This is a genomic window from Dactylosporangium sucinum (assembly GCF_014647515.1).
Lineage (GTDB): Bacteria > Actinomycetota > Actinomycetes > Mycobacteriales > Micromonosporaceae > Dactylosporangium > Dactylosporangium sucinum.
On record NZ_BMPI01000031.1, the window covers coordinates 23,863 to 41,243 of the forward strand.

Below are 17,381 nucleotides of genomic sequence, written 5' to 3' on the forward strand. Positions count from 1 at the left end.
CGTTCCAGTGTCACGCGACTCCCCGGCGGGCCGGCCGGTGGTCCGGCCGACGGCGTGCGGCCCACCGGTCGAGGGCTCGCCGCCGGGCTCAATCGTCGAGGCGCACACCGCCCGGCTCTCGCGCGACGGGCCCTACCGCGACCCGTCCGCGCCGGAGCGGGCGAAGGCGCGCGCCGCCGTCCGGCTGCTGCTCGACCGGCCCGACGACCGGGCGGCCGTCGACGCGGCGTTCGGCGCGCTGGGCTACCCGGCGTCCGCGGGCACCGACCCGGCGACGGGCCGGCCCTACCGCATGTTCGCCATGAGCCCGACCGAGGAGCCGGCCTGGGGGCTCCTCCTCGTCGACCGGTCGGCGCCGCCGAGCGTCGTCGTCGAGGTACCGCATCCGGGCTTCGACACCAACACCGACAAGCTCGGCGTGGCCGTGCACCGCCTCGTCCCCGGGGCCGTCCTGCTGGTCGCCGGCGCGCACCGCGCCGCCCAGGGCGGCGCGGCCGACGTGGCGCACAACAGCGGCTCGATGTTCCACACGCTGGCCACGGCGTTCGCCGGGCGCGGCCTGCCGCAGGTCCAGCTGCACGGCTTCGCCGACCGGAACCTGCCCGAGGCGCAGGTCGTCGTGTCGACCGGCGCGGGCGCGCCGGGCCGGCTGGCCCGCGACCTGGCGAGCGGCCTGGAGGCCGGCACCGGCCTGGTCGTCCGCCGGGCCTGGGACCAGCGCTGCGGCCGGCTGGAGGGCGCCGGGAACGAGCAGGGCAAGGCCGCGGCCGCCGTCGGCGCCCAGTTCATCCACCTGGAGCTCGGCTGGGTGATCCGCCGCGACCCGCGCCAGCGCGCCGCCGTCGCCCGCGCCCTGGGGCGGCTGCTGACCGCCTAGTTGGACGCGGCGGGCGGATCACCGATCGGTCACCGTGCGGCGTAGTGCAGGATCACGTTGTGCACGTGCTGGGTCTTCTCGACCCCGCGCAGCTCGACCTCGTAGGTGTGCGTGCCGACGTGGACGGCGATCGATCCGCTGCTGAAGAAGCTGCCGGCCCACGACTTGTTGCTCACCACGGACACGGCGGTGACCTTGCCGTAGGGGATCGACGTGATGGCGACCCGTTTGCCCACGAACGACCGGTCCTGCAGGATCACCCGCTTGTCGGTGAGCCCGATGAAGCCGGTGCCCACCCCGACCGCGTCGTAGACCGCGATGACGCTCTCGCCGGGCAGCAGCCCGGACACGATCTGCTCGTACTGTTCCCGCCGGTCGTACTTCACCTGCTGTGCCATGCCTCCAACCTAAGCGGAAGCCGCAACCGCAGTCATGTTCCGGCGACCGTCCGACCCGCACGCCGCGGCGTGGCGCGCCGTCAATGGACCCCTCGGCCGATGGTGTGGCGGCCATGGGTCATGCTGGATGGCGTAGACCACCCCGAGGAGGAACGCAGTGCCGATCCTGTTCCGCAAGGCGATGCGAATCGGCCCGCTGGTGCTGAACTTCACCCCGAAGGGGTTCTCCTCGTGGGGGCTGAAGATCGGCCGCTGGTCGTGGAACTCCCGCACCCGCGCCCACCGCTACGACCTGCCCGGCCCGTTCTCGTGGCGCAGCAAGGGCAAGCGGAGCTGACCCGCCCGCCCCTGCCGCCGGTGCCTCAGAGCCGGTAGAAGTCGGTGTAGTGGTTCGGCGAGTACCAGGTGGCGCCCGTGCTGCGGTTGACGATGATGCGCTTGGCGTCGCGGGCGGCCCCCTGGTTGCGGGGGATCACGTCGTACTCGTAGTAGGTCGCGTTCGCCGGGAGCTCGGCCTCCCGGTTGTAGTAGCGGCCGCCCGCGAAGTTGTACTTGCCGGCCGGCCACTGGTACCAGGCGCGGGTCGTCGGGAAGCCGAGGCTGCTCCAGCCGGAGCGGGCGGCCCGCGCGTCGGCGCAGCCGGAGATGTTGCACGAGGAGAAGACCGACGCCTGGGCGGCGTCGACGGTCGAGGGGGCCACCACGGCGGGGCCGGCGATCAGGCCGGCGACCAGCACGGCGGCGAGGGTCAGCCTTGACAGCAGACGGGTCACGCATGCCTCCAAGAGGATCGGGGAGCCTCAATCCTCTTGGAAATACATCGACGCATGGAAGATTATTAGTTAACAGGTACCGCCGCGATATGTAACGTCGCGACCGGCAGCCGGCGCGGGTCGACGCTCCACCCCTTCGCCCGGGCGAAGACGTCCTGCTCGTCGACCAGGTCGTCCTCGGTGCCGCGGAACACGTCGGAGAGGTCGCCGTCGACGGCCCGCTCCCAGCGGTGCGTCAGGGTGCCGCGGTGCGTGGCGAAATACTGCACCTCGGTCGACAGCTTGGCCGACAGGCCCGCGGCCGGGTGCTCGCCGAAGAGCCAGCGACCGGCGACCAGCACCCAGCCCTCGATCGGCCCGGTGACGATGACGCGGTCGTCCGTGAAGTGGGCCAGGTCGAGACCGGCCCGCACGTCGACCTCACCCAGGTCACGCAGGCCCAACCCGGCCATGACCGGCTCGGGGTCGTCCGCCCGCACCGCCAGCCAGCTCATCTTCGGGCCGAAGCCTGCCGTCGTCACCCCTCGAACATAGCGCTTGACACCCGGGTTCCTCGGTTGCATGGTTAGTTACATGAGTAACGAACCGATGAACCAGGGCGACTGATGGACGACGGGCGGCCGATCTTCCTGCAGATCGCGGAGCAGATCGAGAACTCGATCATCGACGGCAGCCTGCCCGAGGAGACGCAGGTCCCGTCGACGAACGAGCTGGCCGCCTTCCACCGCATCAACCCCGCGACCGCCGCGAAGGGCGTCAACCAGCTCGTCGACAACGGCGTGCTCCACAAGAAGCGAGGCATCGGCATGTTCGTCTCCCCCGGCGCGCAGGCCAAGCTCCGGCAGCGCCGCCGCGACCAGTTCTCCGAGCAGTTCCTGCAGCCCCTGCTGGCCGAGGCCGCCAAGCTCGGCATCCACCCGACCGAACTGAAGTCGATGATCGACCGCTACGAGGAGAACCGATGAGCACGATCGTGACGGTGAGCGGCCTCTCGAAGCGGTTCCGGGACGTGACCGCGCTCGACGACGTCAGCTTCTCCCTGCGACGCAACGGGGTCTACGGCCTGCTCGGCCGCAACGGCGCCGGCAAGACGACCCTCATGCAGATCCTGACGGGGCAGCAGTTCGCGACCCGCGGCAGCGTCGAGGTCTTCGGCGCGTCGCCGGTCGAGAACCCGGCCGTGCTGCGGCAGGTCGCCTTCGTGAAGGAGAGCCAGAAGTACCCCGACACGTACCGCGTCCGCGACGCGCTCCTCGCCGGCCGGCTGATGTTCGCCGACTGGGACGAGCGGTTCGCGCGCGAGCTCGTCCACGACTTCCAGCTGCCGCTGCGCCGGCCGGTGAAGAAGCTGTCCCGCGGCATGCTGTCGGCCCTGGGCGTCACCATCGGGCTGGCGTCCCGCGCGCCGCTGACCTTCTTCGACGAGCCGTACCTCGGGCTCGACGCCGTCTCGCGCCAGCTCTTCTACGACCGGCTGCTCGCCGACTACGCGGAGTTCCCGCGCACGGTCGTGCTGTCCACCCACCTCATCGACGAGGTCGCCGACCTCATCGAGCACGTGCTGCTCATCGAGCGCGGCCGGATCGTCCTCGACGAGGACGCCGAGACCCTGCGCGGCCAGGTCGTCACGCTGACCGGCCCGGCGCCGGCGGTCGACGCCCTCACCGCCAACACCGACGAGCTGCACCGGGAGCGGCTCGGCGGCCTGACCCGCGCGACGGTGCGCGGCCGGGTCGAGGCCGGCGACGCGCGGGCCGCCGGGGTCGAGCTGCAGCCGGTCTCGCTGCAGCAGCTGGTCGTCCGGATCACGAGGAAGGAACCCACGTCATGAACCGCATCCTCGCCATCGCCCGCCTGCAGGCGCTGGGCCGCCGCGACGGCCTGCTCTGGCCGCTGGTCATCGCCGCCATCGCGTTCGCCGTCAACCTGCTGGTCTTCGCCGCGATCGGCGACGAGGCCCTCGACGGCGAGCCGATCACCGGCGGGCTGGCCAGCGTCTACATCGCGTCGCTCGCGTTCGGGGCGGTCGCGGTCAGCCAGCAGTTCCCGTTCGCGCTCGGCATGAGCGTCACCCGACGCGAGTTCGCGACGGGGCTCGGGCTGTTCCTGTTCGGCCAGGCCGTGCTGTACAGCGTGATCCTGACCGTCTGCCAGGCGATCGAGCACGCGACCGACGGCTGGGGCATGCGGCTGCGGTTCTTCGGCCTCGGGATCATCGACGAGGTCGGCGTGCCCGCACAGCTGGCCGCCTACGGCCTGCCCATGCTCGCCATGTCCCTCATCGGGGTCACGCTCGGCGCCATCCACATCCGCTGGAAGGTCAACGGCGTGTTCGCCACGACGGCCGGGCTGCTCCTGGTGCTGGGCGGGCTGGCGGCGCTGCTGACCTGGACGCGCAGCTGGCCCGCCATCGGGCGGTGGCTGATCGACCAGTCGGTGCTGACGCTCTTCGGGCTGCTGCCGCTGGGCCTGGCCGTGGTGCTGGCGCTGGCGTCGTGGGCCACGCTGCGGCGGGCGACGGCCTGACCGGTTTTGTCGTACACCCGTTCTACGGTGTCGGCCATGTTCCTTCGATGGCTGTCACGGCGTCAGGATGAGCTTGCCCGTGGTGTGGCCCGCCTCGCCGGCGCGGTGGGCCTCGGCCGCCTCGGCCAGCGGGAAGACCCGGTCGACATGCACCCGCAGCCGGCCCTCGACGACCAGCGCGGCGAGGGTCTCCAGCCCGGCCCGGTCGGGCTCGGCGAGCAGGAAGACACCCCCGGCGTCGGTGGCGGCCTGCGCGTCGACGCCGTTGAGCGCGACGAGCAGGCCCTCCGGGCGCAGCATCCTGGCCAGGTCGGGCACCTGGCCGGCGACGGTGGCGACGGCCACGTCGATCCCGGTGACGGCGGACAGGTCCTCGGTGCGGTAGTCGAGGACCTCGTCGGCGCCGAGCGACCGGACGAAGTCGTGCTTCGGGGCCGAGGCGGTGGCGATGACGTGGGCGCCGCGAACCTTCGCGATCTGCACGGCGAGGTGGCCGACGCCGCCGGCCGCGGCCGGGACGAAGACCCGCTGGCCGGGCAGCACGGCGGCGGTCTCGACGAGGACCTGCCAGGCGGTGAGGCCGGCCAGCGCCAGGCCGCCGGCCTCGACGTGGGTCAGCCCGTCGGGCTTGCGGGCGAACTGGCGGGCCGGCCCGGTGACGAACTCGGCGTAGGCGGCCGCCTCCTTGGGGAAGCGGGTCATGCCGAAGACCTCGTCACCGACGGCGAAGCGGGTCACGCCGGGGCCGGTGGCGGCGACGACGCCGGAGACCTCCCAGCCGACGGTGAACGGCGGGGTGCCGAGCACCCCGCCGGACGTGCGCACCTTCCAGTCGACCGGGTTGACCCCGATGCCGTGCACCTCGACGAGGATCTCGGTCGGGCCCGGCACCGGCACCTCGGTCTCGACCAGCCGGAGCACCGACGGGCCGCCGAGGACGTCCTGCGTGATCTTCCGCACGGCGTCAGGCTACGCCGGCAGGACGGGCTCCGCGGACCAGTCGCGCCACCGGTCGAGCTTGTCGGAGGCGACCGCGAGCTGGTCGGCGACCGGGCGCGGGCCGGTCGAGCCGGGCGTGACGCGGGCCGCGAGCGCGCCCGGCACCGAGAACACCTCACGGACCGCGGGGGTCAGGTGCGGGCTGACCGCGGCGAGGTCGTCGTCCGACACCTCGTCGAGGCCGACGTCGCGGGCCGCGCAGATGACGACGAGCTTGCCGGTGATCTCGTGCGCCTCGCGGAACGGCACACCCTGGCGCACCAGCCACTCGGCGACCTCGGTGGCCAGGGTGTAGCCGACCGGGGCCTGCGCGGCCAGCCGGTCCACCCGCACCGTCATCGTGGAGATCATGCCGGCCAGCGCGGGCAGCACCAGCTCCAGCGTGTCGACCGCGTCGAAGACGGGCTCCTTGTCCTCCTGCAGGTCACGGTCGTAGGCGAGGGCGAGGCCCTTGAGCATGGTCAGCACGCCGGTGAGGTGGCCGACGAGCCGGCCCGACTTGCCGCGGGCGAGCTCGGCGATGTCCGGGTTCTTCTTCTGCGGCATGATCGACGAGCCGGTCGCGAAGGCGTCGTCGAGCTGCACCCAGCCGAAGGCCGGCGTCGTCCACAGCACGACCTCCTCGCCCAGGCGCGACAGGTGCACGCCGGTGAGGGCCGCGACGAAGAGGAACTCGGCGACGAAGTCACGGTCGGCGACGGCGTCGATCGAGTTCGGCGCGGCGGAGGTGAAGCCGAGCTCCTTGGCGACCTGGGTCGGGTCCAGCGGCAGCGACGAGCCGGCCAGCGCGCCGGCGCCGAGCGGGCTCACCGCGGCCCGGGCGTCCCAGTCGCGGAGCCGGTCGAGGTCGCGCAGCAGCGCCTGCACGTGGGCGAGCAGCTGGTGGCCGAAGGCGATCGGCTGGGCCGGCTGCAGGTGGGTGAAGCCCGGCGCGGGCGTGTCGACGTGGCGGGCCGCCTGCTCGACCAGTGCGTCGGCGAGCTCGACGATCCGGGCGGCGACGCCGCGGGCGTGGTCACGCAGGTAGAGGCGCAGGTCCGTGGCGACCTGGTCGTTGCGCGAGCGGCCGGCGCGCAGCTTGCCGCCGAGCGTGCCGAGCCGCTCCAGCAGCCCGCGTTCCAGCGCGGTGTGGACGTCCTCGTCGTCGACGGTCGGGCGGAACTCGCCGGCCGCGCACGCCGACTCCAGGTCGTCGAGCGCGGCGAGCATCCGGCCCAGCTCCTCCGCGTCGAGCAGGCCGGCGCGGGCGAGCACCCGGGCGTGGGCGCGGGAGCCGGCGATGTCGTAGGGCGCGAGCCGCCAGTCGAACTGCACGCTCACCGACAGCCGGGCCAGCGCCTCGGCGGGCCCGCCGGCGAACCGGCCGCCCCACAGGCGGGTCGGCGTATCAGAGGTCACCACGAAGTCCATCCTTCCACACGGACGACGAGCGCCGATCTTGGCGTTGCGGTCGCGGACCGCCACGTGCCGATCGGCGCGGGGAACGGTCGCGCGTCAGCCCAGCCGGCGGTCCCGGTCGGCGGCGAGCCGCGACGGGAGGCCCCACAGCTCGACGAAGCCCCGCGCGAGGGACTGGTCGAACGTGTCGCCCGAGTCGTAGGTGGCCAGGCCGAAGTCGTAGAGGCTCGCCTCGGAGCGGCGGCCGGTCACCACGGCCTTGCCGCCGTGCAGGACCAGCCGGACCTCGCCCGACACGTGCCGCTGCGTCTCGTCGACGAACGCGTCGAGAGCCTGCCGCAGTGGCGAGAACCACAGCCCGTCGTAGACGAGCTCGGCCCAGCGCTGGTCGACGGAGCGCTTGAAGCGGGCGACGTCCCGCTCGACGGTGACGTTCTCCAGCTCCTGGTGGGCGGTGATCAGCGCGATCGCGCCCGGCGCCTCGTAGACCTCGCGGCTCTTGATGCCGACGAGCCGGTCCTCGACCAAGTCCAGGCGGCCGACGCCGTGCTCGCCCGCGCGGCGGTTGAGCTCCCGGATCGCCTGCAGCGGGGTCACCGTCTCGCCGTCGAGCGCGACCGGCACCCCCTGGTCGAACGTGATGACGACCGTGTCGGGGTCGCGCGGCAGGCCCGGGTCCTGCGTGTACGAGTACAGCTCGGCGATCGGCGCGTTCCAGATGTCCTCCAGGAAGCCGGTCTCGACGGCGCGGCCCCACAGGTTCTGGTCGATCGAGTAGGGCGACCGGTGCGTCACGCCGACCGGCAGGCCCCGCTCCTGGGCGTAGGCGACGGCCTTGTCCCGCGTCCAGCCCGAGTCGCGGACCGGGGCGATCACCCGCAGCCAGGGCGCCAGCGCGCCGATGCCGACCTCGAAGCGGACCTGGTCGTTGCCCTTGCCGGTGCAGCCGTGGGCGACGTGCGTCGCGTCGTGCCGCAGCGCCGCGTCGACGAGGTGCCTCACGATGAGCGGGCGCGACAGCGCCGACACGACCGGGTAGCGGTCCATGTAGCGGGCGTTGGCCCGCAGCGCCGGCATGCAGAAGCCGGCGGCGAACTCCTCCCTGGCGTCGACGACCTCGGCCGCGACCGCGCCGCAGTCGAGGGCCCGCTGCCGGACGACGGCCAGGTCCTCGCCGCCCTGACCCACGTCGACGGTCACGGCGACCACCTCGGCGCCGGTCTGCTCGGCGATCCAGCCGATCGCGACCGACGTGTCCAGGCCACCGGAGTAGGCCAGGACGACCCGGTCGGTCATTTCGGCGTTCCTTCCAGATGCTCGTCGCCGGGCTGGCCCCAGGCCGTGAGCTTCGCGGCCAGCAGCTCGCCGGCCGACGGATGCCGGGTGGGGTCCGGCGCCTCGCGGGCAACGACGAGGATCGTGTCGTCGCCGGCGATCGTGCCCACGATGTCGGGCAGGCCGGTCCGGTCGATGGCGCTGGCCAGGAACTGCGCGGCCCCCGGCGGGGTGCGCAGCACGACGAGGTTGCCGGAGCAGTCGACGCCGGTGAGCAGCTCCCGCAGCAGCCGGATCAGCCGCGTCGGGGGCTCCTCGGCCGGGCGCAGGACGCGCTCGCCGTCCTCCGGGATGAGGTACGCGCCGCGGACCTTCACCGCCCGCAGCTCCTCCAGGTCGCGCGACAGCGTGGCCTGGGTGACCTGGATGCCGTCGCTCGCGAGCAGCTCGGCCAGCTCGGTCTGCGAGCGCACGGCCGAACCCCGGATCAGCGCCGAGATGCGGTCGTGCCGGGCGGCCTTGGTGGTCGGCGAGCTCATCCCGCCGCCCGGCTTCCCGGCCCGCTCACGAGTGCTCCAGCAGCCAGGCCAGCAGCGCCTTCTGTGCGTGCAGGCGGTTCTCCGCCTCGTCCCAGACCGCGCTCTGCGGGCCGTCGATCACGTCGTCGGTGATCTCGTCGCCGCGGTGCGCCGGCAGGCAGTGCAGCACGATCGCACCGGGCTTGGCGTTCACCAGCAGCGCGTCGTTGATCTGGAACGGGCGGAAGGGCGTGACCCGGTCCAGCCCGTCAGCCTCCTGGCCCATCGACGTCCACGTGTCGGTGGCGACCACGTCCGCGTCCTTGACCGCCTCCGCCGGGTCGGTGACGACCTCGACGACGCCGCGCCGGCGGGCCGCCTCCAGTACCTCCGGGGCGGGCTCGAAGCCGGCCGGGCCGGACAGCCGCACCCGCATCCCGGCCGTCACGCCGGCCAGGGCGTAGGAGTGGGCCATGTTGTTCGCGGTGTCGCCGAGGTAGGCGAGCGTGCGCCCCTCGGTGCCGCCCAGCCGCTCCCGCACGGTCTGCAGGTCGGCGAGCAGCTGGCAGGGGTGGAAGCCGTCGGTGAGCGCGTTGACGACCGGCACCGTCGCGTGCTCGGCGAGCTCACGGACGCGGGCGTCCACGTTCGACCGGATCACGATCGCGTCGACGTAGCGCGACAGCACCCGGGCCGCATCGCCGATCGCCTCGCCGCGGCCGAAGTGGGTCGACAGCGCGTCGATGATGATCGGGGTGCCGCCGAGCTCGGCGATGCCGGTCTCGAACGAGACGCGGGTCCGCAGCGACTGCTTCTCGAAGATGACGGCGACGGACCGTGGGCCCGCCAGGGGGCGAAAGCCGAAACGGTCCGCCTTCATCGCGGCGGCGAGGTCGAGCACCTCCCGCTGCTCGGCCGCGGTCAGGTCGTCGTCCCGGAGGAGATGCCTGGTCATGCGCCCTCCGCTTCGCTCCGGTCGCATGCCTTCCAAACTGAGCCCATGACGCCTTCCACTCCGAGCCTATGTTGACCGGCCCCTCCGCCGCGCTCCGGACCGGTCATGCGCCCTTCGCTGCGCTCCGGACCGGTCATGACGGCTGCACGGCGTCGAGCGACGGGCCGAGCGCGGCCAGGAACGCGTCCGCCTGCTCGTCGGTGAGGATCAGCGGCGGGGCGATCCGCAGCACGTCCGGCTGGGCCGCCTGCGCGAGGAAGCCCCTGTCCCGCAGCACGGCGGCGAGCGCGCCGGCCGCCGGGCCGCGCAGCGTGATGCCGAGCAGCAGGCCGGCGCCCCGCACCCCGGTGACGAGCGGGTGGCCGAGCGCCTCGACGCCGCGGCGGATCCGCTCGCTGAGCTGCTTGACGTGGTCGAGCAGCTGCTCCGACTCGATCGTGTCGATGACGGCGAGGCCGGCCGCGCAGCACACCGGGTTGCCACCGAAGGTCGAGGCGTGCATGCCCGGGCCGAGCAGGGTCGCGGCGTCGTCGAAGGCGAGCAGCGCGCCGAGCGGCAGCCCGCCGCCGAGGCCCTTGGCGAGGGTCACCACGTCGGGGCGCACGCCCTCGGCCTGATGCGCGAACCAGTATCCGGTGCGACCGGTGCCGGTCTGCACCTCGTCGAGCGCGAGCAGCGCGCCGTGGCGGGCGGTGATCTCGCGGGCGGCGGTCAGGTACCCGACCGGCGGGACGACGACGCCCGACTCGCCCTGGATGGGCTCCAGCAGCACCATCGCGGTGTCGCCGTCGACGGCGGCATCGAGGGCGGCCACGTCGCCGTACGGGACGTGGACCACCTCGCCCGGCAGCGGGCGGAACGGGTCGGCCTTGGCCGGCTGGCCGGTCAGCGCCAGCGCGCCCATCGTCCGGCCGTGGAAACCGGCCTGGGCCGCCACGACCTTGGTGCGGCCGGTGCGGCGGGACAGCTTGAACGCCGCCTCGTTGGCCTCGGCGCCCGAGTTGCAGAAGAACACCGCGCCGGTGCGGCCGGCCAGCGACAGCAGCTTCTCGGCGAGCGCGACCGGCGGCGGCGACGCGTACAGGTTCGAGACATGACCCAGCGTCGAGATCTGCTGCGTCACCGCGGCCACGACGGCCGGGTGGGCGTGGCCCAGCAGGTTCACCGCGATGCCGCCGAGCAGGTCCAGGTAGGACCGGCCGGACTCGTCGACGACCACGGCGCCCGCGCCGCGCACCAGGCCCAGCTGCGGTGCGCCGTAGGTGTTCATGACCGACGCTTCGAACCGCTCAACGAGGCTCATGAGCTCACCACCATGGTCCCGAAACCCTCCGACGTGAACACTTCCAACAGCAACGAATGCGGCACCCGGCCGTCGACCACGTGGGCGGCGGGGACTCCGCCCTTGACCGCCCGCAGGCAGGCCTCCATCTTCGGCACCATCCCGGCCTCCAGCGTCGGCAGCAGGTCCGCCAGCTGGTCGGTGGTCAGTTGCGAGATGAGCGAATCGGGGTCCGGGTATCGCGCGTACAGGCCCTCGACGTCGGTCAGGACGACGAGCTTGCGCGCCTTGAGCGCCACTGCCAGCGCGCCGGCGGCCGTGTCGGCGTTGAGGTTGTGCAGCACCCCGTCGGCGTCGGGCGCGACCGTCGACACCACCGGGATCCGGCCGGCCGCGATGAGGTCGGCGACGGCGCCGACGTTCACGTGCTCGACGTCGCCGACCTGCCCGATGTCGACCGGGGCGCCGTCGACGATGGCCGGGCGGCGCACCGCGGTGAACAGGCCCGCGTCCTCGCCCGACATGCCGACCGCGTGCGGGCCGTGCTCGTTGATGAGCCCGACGAGCTCCCGGCCGACCTGCCCGACGAGCACCATCCGCACCACGTCGGCGGTCTCCGGCGTCGTCACGCGCAGGCCGCCCTTGAATTCGCTGGCGATGCCGAGCCGCTTGAGCATGGCCGAGATCTGCGGGCCGCCGCCGTGCACCACGACGGGCTTGATGCCCACGTGCCGCAGGAAGACCATGTCGGCCGCGAAGGCGCGCTTCAGCTCGTTGTCGACCATGGCGTTGCCGCCGTACTTCACGACGATCGTCGAGCCCGAGAAGCGCTCCAGCCAGGGCAGTGCCTCGATGAGCGTGTTGGCCTTGCCGAGCGCGATGCCGAGGTCCCGCACCCGCGCGCTCACGAGCTGTACGCCGAGTTCTCGTGGACGTAGCCCATCGACAGGTCGTTGGTCCACACCGTGGCCGCCGCGCCGCCCGCGTGCAGGTCGACCGACACGGTCACGGAGCGGTCGGTGAGGTCCACCTTGGTCCGGTCCTCCCCCGCGGCGCCGCCCTTGCAGATCCAGACGCCGTTGATGGCGACGTCGACCTCGTCCGGCTCGAACGCGGCCGCCGTCGTGCCGATCGCGGCCAGGATGCGCCCCCAGTTCGGGTCGTTGCCGAAGAACGCCGTCTTCACCAGGTTGTTGCGCGCGATCGACCGGCCGACCTCGACGGCGTCGTCCTCGCTCGCCGCGCCGCGGACCTCGATCGCGATCTCCTTCGTGGCGCCCTCGGCGTCGGCGACGAGCTGCAGCGCCAGGTCGACGCAGACCTCGGTGACCGCCGCGGTCAGCTCCTCCGGCGTCGGCTCGATCCCGGACGCGCCGCTCGCCATGAGCAGCACGGTGTCGTTCGTCGACATGCAGCCGTCGGAGTCGACCCGGTCGAAGCTGCGCCGGGTGGCCGCCCGCAGCGCACCGTCCAGCGTGGACGCGTCGGCGACCGCGTCGGTCGTCAGCACCACCAGCATCGTCGCCAGGCCCGGGGCCAGCATGCCGGCGCCCTTGGCCATCCCGCCCACGGTGAAGCCCTGTCCACTGTGGACCGCGGTCTTCGAGACGGTGTCGGTCGTCATGATGGCCGTGGCCGCGTCCGCGCCGCCGTCGCGGGACAGCCCGCGGGCCGCCGCGTCGACGCCGGACAGCAGCTTCGGCAGCGGCAGCCGCTCGCCGATCAGGCCGGTCGAGCAGACCGCCACGTCACCGGCGCCGACCGGGAAGCGCGACGCACGGCCGGACAGCACGGCCGCCGCGTGCTCGGCGGTGGCGTGCGTGTCCTGGAAGCCGGCCGGCCCCGTGCAGGCGTTGGCGCCGCCCGAGTTGAGCACGACCGCGCGCACGATCCCGGCCCGCAGGACCTGCTGGCTCCACAGGACCGGCGCGGCCTTGATCCGGTTGCCGGTGAACACCGCCGCCGCGGTGGTGTCGGGCCCGTCGTTGACCACCAGGGCCACGTCGAGGGCGTTGCTCGCCTTGATCCCGGCCGCGACGCCGGCGGCCCGGAAACCCTTCGGTGCCGTCACGCTCACGGTGCCACCCCGTCCACGGCGAGGCCGGCGGTCTCGGGCAGGCCGAGCATCAGGTTGGCGTTCTGCACCGCCTGCGCGGCCGCCCCCTTGCCCAGGTTGTCGATGGCGGACACGACGACGATCCGGCCGCTGTCGACGTCGATCGTCGCCTGCAGGTGCGCGGCGTTCGACCCGAACGTGGCGCTGGTGCGCGGCCACTCGCCGGGCGGGAGCACGTGGACGAACGGCTCGTCCGCGTACGCCGCGCGCAGCACCTCGGCCGGGTCGGCGTCGCCGGTCGGCCGGGCGGTGACCGTCGCCAGGATGCCCCGCGGCATCGGCGCCAGCACCGGCGTGAACGACAGCGTCCGCGCGCCGGTCGCCTGCTTGATCTCGGGGACGTGCTGGTGGGCGCCGACCTTGTACGGCGACAGGGAGCCTATGACCTCCGAGGCCAGCAGGTGCTGCTTGGCCGCCCGGCCCGCGCCGGTCGTGCCCGACGCGGCCACCACGACCACGTCCTCGGGGTCCGCGACGCCGGCCGCGATGAGCGGCGCGAGCGCGAGCGTCGTGCTGACGGCGTAGCACCCCGTGCTGGCCACCCGGCTCGCGGCCGCGATCAGCTCGCGCTGGCCCGGCAGCTCCGGCAGCCCGTAGGTCCAGGTGCCGGCGTGCTCTCCCGGGTAGTATCGGGACCAGGCCGCGGCGTCCTTGAGCCGGAAGTCGGCGCCGAGGTCGACGACCTTGACCGACTCCGGCAGCTGCGCGGCGACGGCCGCCGACTGCCCGTGCGGCAGCGCGAGGAAGACGAGGTCCACCCCGGCGAGCGCGGCGGGCTCGGTCTTGGCGAGCACGACGTCGCGGAACGATCGCACGTGCGGATGGACACTCCCGATCGTGGAGCCGGCCTGTGCATGCCCGGTGGCGACGGCCAGCTCGAGATGCGGATGCCCGGCGACGATGCGCAGCAGATCACCGCCCGCATACCCGGACGCACCCACCACAGCGACGCGTATTCCCATGCGCTCGACTGTATCTCTATGCATCCGTAGGTTTCAAGGAGATTGCGGCCAGGGTCACCCCGGCCGATGAGATTGCCACCTCCGCCTCCCATGCGGTCGGCCAGCCATTCACCCGCGGGCCACCCGCCGGCCGGCCGCAGAGCGGTTGCACACGCCATTCCATGACCAAGGGGCGCAGCTGGCGCTCGCACGGGGCCGTCCGCTTCCGCCCACACGTCCCGCACCATCCCAACACAGAGACGTTGGCCGATCCACCCTCATGTCGATCTCGAAAAACGAGGGTGGATCGACCAACGTCTTGGGCTGCGCCGCGCCTTCGACGGCCCGGACGCGGGTTCCGGCGGGCCGCCGCGCGTAGCAGCCCGCCGGCCGAAGATGGAGCGACAGCGACAGCGCACCCGCCGTGCAAAGCTTCCTAGGAACCTAGTCCGTCTTCATCGGAAGGCGACCACGGGCGCGCGGACACAAACGCGCTGAGGGACAGCGTGCGGGCAGGACGCGCGACGGAAGCAGGAGGCGGGGACGGACACCTGACACCACCGTGCGGAAAGCCCGAGCCGTCGGACGCGGGCGCTACTCCGGATCGAGGAAGCGGGCCAGCTGGGAGCGGTTGCGGACGTTCAGGCGGCGGTACAGGCGGGTCAGGTTGGCCTCGACGGCCTTGATCGAGAGGAACAGCGCCCGGGCGATCTCGCGGTTCGTGGCGCCCCCGCGGACCAGCTCCACGATGCGGCGCTCCGTCTCCGACAGGCCCGCGCCCCGGCCGCCGTCCAGGCGGGCCAGGTCGGCCGACGCCACCTCGCGCCACGGGTGCGCCTCCGCCAGCGCGTAGCGGCGGACCGCCTCCGACAGGGCCGCCCGTGCGGCGCCGCGGCGGTGGGCCCGGCGTTCCAGGCCACCGAGGGTGTAATAGGCGCGGGCGACCTCCAGCGGGTACGGGTGGTCCTGCCACTCCTCGATCGCCCGGTGCAGCGTCTCCGCGCCCTCGCGGGCCTCGCCCGTCGCCGCCGTGAGCACCGCCCGGGCCCGGGCCAGGCCCAGGAACACGACCCGGCGGTCCAGGTGGCGGGCGTGCTTCTCGACCTCGTCGAGCACCTCGGCGGCCTCGGCCCGCGCGCCCGCGCCGACCAGGGCCTCGATGAAGTCGGCGTGCCAGGGCAGGATGCCCGGGTCGAGGCGGCCCAGGCGCTGGTCGAGGGCGTAGGCCTCGCGCATCGCCTCGGCGGCGGCCACCGGGTCGCCGCGCAGGACGTGGACCAGGCCGCTGGTGGCGTACGCGAGCTTGATCCAGTCCTCGTCGCCGGCTGCCAGGCAGGCGACGAGGCCGCGCTCGGCGAAGCCCGCGGCGGCCGTGGCCGTGCCGCCGCCGCTCTCGGCGAGGGCGGCGACCAGGTAGCCGGGGCCGGGGGTGGTCTCGACGTCGACGTACAGGCGGACGCAGTCGCGGCCGGCGGCCAGGGCGTCGGCGCAGCGGCCGGCGCGCCAGTAGATGCCGGCGACCGAGACCAGGACCGTGGCCAGGTCGCGGACGGTGCCGGCCCGCTCGACGGCGATGCGCAGGGCCTCGATGCGGCGCACGGCCTCGGCCGTCTCGCCCTTGAAGAGGCGGCTCATCGCGGCCACCTGCCGGGCCGCGACCGTGGCGGGCGTGAGGGACAGGCCGCGGGCCAGCTTGCCGGCGCGCTCGAGGTACTCGTCGCCCTCGGTGCCGAGCAGGATGTTGCCCCGCCAGCTCAGGACCTCGACCAGCCGCTCCATGTCGCCGCACAGCTCGGCGGCCTCCTCGGCCCGCTTGAGCTCGGCGAGCGCGGCCTCGCCGTCGCCGTCGTAATACGCCTTCACGGCCTTGTAGAGCCGCACGTGGGCGAGCAGGTCGGGGGTCTCGACGGCCTCGACGAACGCGGCGTCGAGCAGCGGGCCGGAGTTCGAGTGGTCCTCGCCGGACATCTCGACCAGCAGCAGCCGGGCACCGACGCGGGTGCGGCGGTCGGCGGCGTCGCGCAGGGCCGCGGCCGCATGGCGGCGGGCGTCGACCGGGGAGCCGGCGGCGTAGGCGTACTGCGCGGCGCTCAGCCGCCGGACCGCGGCCACGCCGGGCGTGTCGCGCGGGGTGCGCTCGGCGGCGAGCGCGGCCAGGTCGGCGGCCATTGCCGGGGCGCCGCGCAGCCGGGCGGCGGACGCGGCGTCGGCGAGGCACTCGGCGAGCGCCTCGTCGGGCTCGGGGCGGGCCGCGGCCAGGTGCCGGGCCCGGTCGACCGGGTCGGAGACGGTCTCGGCCAGCCGTTCGTGGGTCTCCCGCCGCGCCGCGACCGTGGCGTCGGCGTAGACCATCTCGCGCAGCAGCGGATGGCTGAACCGGATCGCGCCGTCCGGCTCGACCTGCAGTACACCCGCCGCCACCGCCGCCTCGAGGTTCGCCTCGGCGAGGCCGCACCGCTCCAGGAGCGCGAGGCTCGGCCGGGCCGCCGCCGCGACCGTGAGCAGCACCGGCCAGTCCTCGGCCGGCAGCGTGGCCAGGCGCGCGGCGAGCAGCTCGCGGAGGCGCTCGGGGACGAGGAGCGGATCGGTCGCCGGATACGGCGCGTTGCCCAGCGTCCGGCCCAGCTCCACGGCGTACAGCGGGTTGCCGGCACTGGCGTCGTAGATCCGCTGGACGTGCGCCCGGCCGGCCTCGGGACCGTAGCGGGCCCGCAGCAGGTCGGCGATGTCGCTCTGCGGCAGCGGCGGCACCGGCAGCGTGATGCTCGGCGGCGGGCACAGGTCCAGCCGGGTCGGGGCGCCGCCGTCGGGCAGCCGCTCGGCGGCGAGCACCCGCACGGGCACGTCGCCGAGGCGCCGCGCGACGAACCGCAGCACGCCCGCGCTCGGCTCGTCGATCCACTGGACGTCGTCGAGCACGAGCAGGACCGGCCGGTTGGCGGCCAGGCCGCGGAACAGCTCCAGCACCGCCAGCCGCACCGCGAGCTGGTCGTGCGGGGTGGCCGGCAGGGCGCTGCGCAGCAGGGCGCCGTCAAGGGCCGCGCGCAGGTGGGGCGGCAGGTGCTCGGCCGCGTCGGGCGCGCCGTCGAACAGGTCGACCAGCGCGAGATAGGGCAGGTCGGCCTCGGCCTCGGCGGCCGCCGCGCGCAGGACCAGGGCCTCCGTCTCGCCGGCCGCGAGCGCGTCGAGGATTGTCGACTTGCCGATGCCGGCCGGTCCGCAGACCACCACGCTGCCGCCGCCCGCGAGCCGTTCCCGGGCGTGGGCCAGCAGGTCCGCGCGGCCGATGGGCGCGGCCGACCCTGTGCTCACCACGACCGTCT

18 protein-coding genes are annotated in these 17,381 nt (G+C 73.8%); 5 read left to right on the forward strand and 13 right to left on the reverse strand.

The genetic code is table 11. The features are described from left to right. Positions 1-7: 7 nt before the first annotated feature. The gene (locus tag IEZ31_RS28785) at positions 8-877 is read left to right on the forward strand and encodes a hypothetical protein (RefSeq protein WP_190253138.1); all 870 of its coding nucleotides are present in this window, start codon (positions 8-10) and stop codon (positions 875-877) included. 29 nt (positions 878-906) lie between these two features. Here the strand turns inward: IEZ31_RS28785 and IEZ31_RS28790 are convergent, their stop codons facing one another. Next, on the reverse strand, positions 907-1,275 hold the full coding sequence (locus tag IEZ31_RS28790; protein WP_190253139.1) for a PH domain-containing protein: 369 nt from the start codon (positions 1,273-1,275) through the stop codon (positions 907-909). A 157-nt stretch (positions 1,276-1,432) separates the two neighbouring features. Between IEZ31_RS28790 and IEZ31_RS28795 the strand changes: the two genes are divergently transcribed. Then, a complete protein-coding gene (locus IEZ31_RS28795) occupies positions 1,433-1,612 on the forward strand; it encodes a DUF4236 domain-containing protein (protein WP_190253140.1) in 180 nt (59 codons plus the stop codon). A gap of 25 nt (positions 1,613-1,637) precedes the next feature. Here IEZ31_RS28795 and IEZ31_RS28800 read toward each other — a convergent pair whose 3' ends face one another. Both IEZ31_RS28800 and IEZ31_RS28805 read right to left on the reverse strand, forming a co-directional pair. Next, positions 1,638-2,048, reverse strand: coding sequence for a ribonuclease domain-containing protein (locus IEZ31_RS28800; RefSeq protein ID WP_308429447.1), 411 nt, complete (start codon positions 2,046-2,048; stop codon positions 1,638-1,640). Positions 2,049-2,113: 65 nt separating this feature from the next. Continuing rightward, a complete protein-coding gene (locus tag IEZ31_RS28805) occupies positions 2,114-2,569 on the reverse strand; it encodes a hypothetical protein (protein ID WP_229835936.1) in 456 nt (151 codons plus the stop codon). An 84-nt stretch (positions 2,570-2,653) separates the two neighbouring features. On the opposite strand from IEZ31_RS28805, the gene IEZ31_RS28810 reads away from it, so the two are divergent. The 3 genes from IEZ31_RS28810 to IEZ31_RS28820 are packed head-to-tail and all read left to right on the forward strand — an operon-like array spanning position 2,654 to position 4,574. After that, the gene (locus IEZ31_RS28810; RefSeq protein WP_190253142.1) at positions 2,654-3,013 is read left to right on the forward strand and encodes a GntR family transcriptional regulator; all 360 of its coding nucleotides are present in this window, start codon (positions 2,654-2,656) and stop codon (positions 3,011-3,013) included. Beyond that, a complete protein-coding gene (locus IEZ31_RS28815) occupies positions 3,010-3,879 on the forward strand; it encodes an ABC transporter ATP-binding protein (protein ID WP_190253143.1) in 870 nt (289 codons plus the stop codon). Before IEZ31_RS28810 ends, IEZ31_RS28815 begins: the two co-directional genes overlap by 4 nt. Beyond that, positions 3,876-4,574 carry a hypothetical protein gene (locus tag IEZ31_RS28820; protein ID WP_190253144.1) on the forward strand — a complete coding sequence of 233 codons (699 nt, stop codon included), beginning with the start codon at positions 3,876-3,878 and terminating at the stop codon, positions 4,572-4,574. The genes IEZ31_RS28815 and IEZ31_RS28820 overlap by 4 nt, the downstream gene beginning before the upstream one ends. 54 nt (positions 4,575-4,628) lie before the next feature. Here the strand turns inward: IEZ31_RS28820 and IEZ31_RS28825 are convergent, their stop codons facing one another. The 10 genes from IEZ31_RS28825 to IEZ31_RS28870 all read right to left on the reverse strand — a co-directional run bounded on the left by IEZ31_RS28825 (position 4,629) and on the right by IEZ31_RS28870 (position 17,373). Further along, a complete protein-coding gene (locus IEZ31_RS28825) occupies positions 4,629-5,534 on the reverse strand; it encodes an NADP-dependent oxidoreductase (RefSeq protein WP_190253145.1) in 906 nt (301 codons plus the stop codon). Positions 5,535-5,543: 9 nt separating this feature from the next. Then, positions 5,544-6,974, reverse strand: a complete 1,431-nt coding sequence (gene argH, locus IEZ31_RS28830) for an argininosuccinate lyase (RefSeq protein WP_229835937.1) — start codon at positions 6,972-6,974, stop codon at positions 5,544-5,546. A 93-nt stretch (positions 6,975-7,067) separates the two neighbouring features. Continuing rightward, positions 7,068-8,267 carry an argininosuccinate synthase gene (locus IEZ31_RS28835; protein WP_190253147.1) on the reverse strand — a complete coding sequence of 400 codons (1,200 nt, stop codon included), beginning with the start codon at positions 8,265-8,267 and terminating at the stop codon, positions 7,068-7,070. Beyond that, positions 8,264-8,785 (reverse strand): arginine repressor, encoded by a 522-nt coding sequence (locus IEZ31_RS28840; RefSeq protein WP_190253148.1) that lies wholly within the window; start codon positions 8,783-8,785, stop codon positions 8,264-8,266. Before IEZ31_RS28840 ends, IEZ31_RS28835 begins: the two co-directional genes overlap by 4 nt. A gap of 25 nt (positions 8,786-8,810) precedes the next feature. After that, complete coding sequence (argF, locus tag IEZ31_RS28845) at positions 8,811-9,719, reverse strand: ornithine carbamoyltransferase (RefSeq protein WP_190253149.1); 909 nt, start codon at positions 9,717-9,719, stop codon at positions 8,811-8,813. A gap of 133 nt (positions 9,720-9,852) precedes the next feature. Next, on the reverse strand, positions 9,853-11,022 hold the full coding sequence (locus IEZ31_RS28850; protein ID WP_190253150.1) for an acetylornithine transaminase: 1,170 nt from the start codon (positions 11,020-11,022) through the stop codon (positions 9,853-9,855). Continuing rightward, positions 11,019-11,909, reverse strand: coding sequence for an acetylglutamate kinase (gene argB / locus IEZ31_RS28855; RefSeq protein WP_229835938.1), 891 nt, complete (start codon positions 11,907-11,909; stop codon positions 11,019-11,021). The genes IEZ31_RS28850 and argB overlap by 4 nt, the downstream gene beginning before the upstream one ends. Continuing rightward, positions 11,906-13,078, reverse strand: a complete 1,173-nt coding sequence (argJ, locus tag IEZ31_RS28860; protein ID WP_190253151.1) for a bifunctional glutamate N-acetyltransferase/amino-acid acetyltransferase ArgJ — start codon at positions 13,076-13,078, stop codon at positions 11,906-11,908. Before argJ ends, argB begins: the two co-directional genes overlap by 4 nt. Continuing rightward, the gene (argC, locus tag IEZ31_RS28865; protein WP_190253152.1) at positions 13,075-14,079 is read right to left on the reverse strand and encodes an N-acetyl-gamma-glutamyl-phosphate reductase; all 1,005 of its coding nucleotides are present in this window, start codon (positions 14,077-14,079) and stop codon (positions 13,075-13,077) included. Before argC ends, argJ begins: the two co-directional genes overlap by 4 nt. 573 nt (positions 14,080-14,652) lie before the next feature. Continuing rightward, positions 14,653-17,373, reverse strand: coding sequence for an AAA family ATPase (locus tag IEZ31_RS28870; protein WP_190253153.1), 2,721 nt, complete (start codon positions 17,371-17,373; stop codon positions 14,653-14,655). Between the last annotated feature and the right edge of the window lie 8 nt (positions 17,374-17,381).

Bases quoted from the DNA above. Each gene is read 5' to 3' on its own strand.
- IEZ31_RS28810 (WP_190253142.1), top strand. From the start codon at position 2,654: ATGGACGACGGGCGGCCGATCTTCCTGCAGATCGCGGAGCAGATCGAG.
- argF (WP_190253149.1), bottom strand. From the start codon at position 9,719: ATGACCAGGCATCTCCTCCGGGACGACGACCTGACCGCGGCCGAGCAG.
- IEZ31_RS28850 (WP_190253150.1), bottom strand. From the start codon at position 11,022: ATGAGCCTCGTTGAGCGGTTCGAAGCGTCGGTCATGAACACCTACGGC.
- argC (WP_190253152.1), bottom strand. From the start codon at position 14,079: ATGGGAATACGCGTCGCTGTGGTGGGTGCGTCCGGGTATGCGGGCGGT.
- IEZ31_RS28815 (WP_190253143.1), top strand. From the start codon at position 3,010: ATGAGCACGATCGTGACGGTGAGCGGCCTCTCGAAGCGGTTCCGGGAC.
- IEZ31_RS28840 (WP_190253148.1), bottom strand. From the start codon at position 8,785: ATGAGCTCGCCGACCACCAAGGCCGCCCGGCACGACCGCATCTCGGCG.
- IEZ31_RS28820 (WP_190253144.1), top strand. From the start codon at position 3,876: ATGAACCGCATCCTCGCCATCGCCCGCCTGCAGGCGCTGGGCCGCCGC.
- IEZ31_RS28835 (WP_190253147.1), bottom strand. From the start codon at position 8,267: ATGACCGACCGGGTCGTCCTGGCCTACTCCGGTGGCCTGGACACGTCG.
- IEZ31_RS28790 (WP_190253139.1), bottom strand. From the start codon at position 1,275: ATGGCACAGCAGGTGAAGTACGACCGGCGGGAACAGTACGAGCAGATC.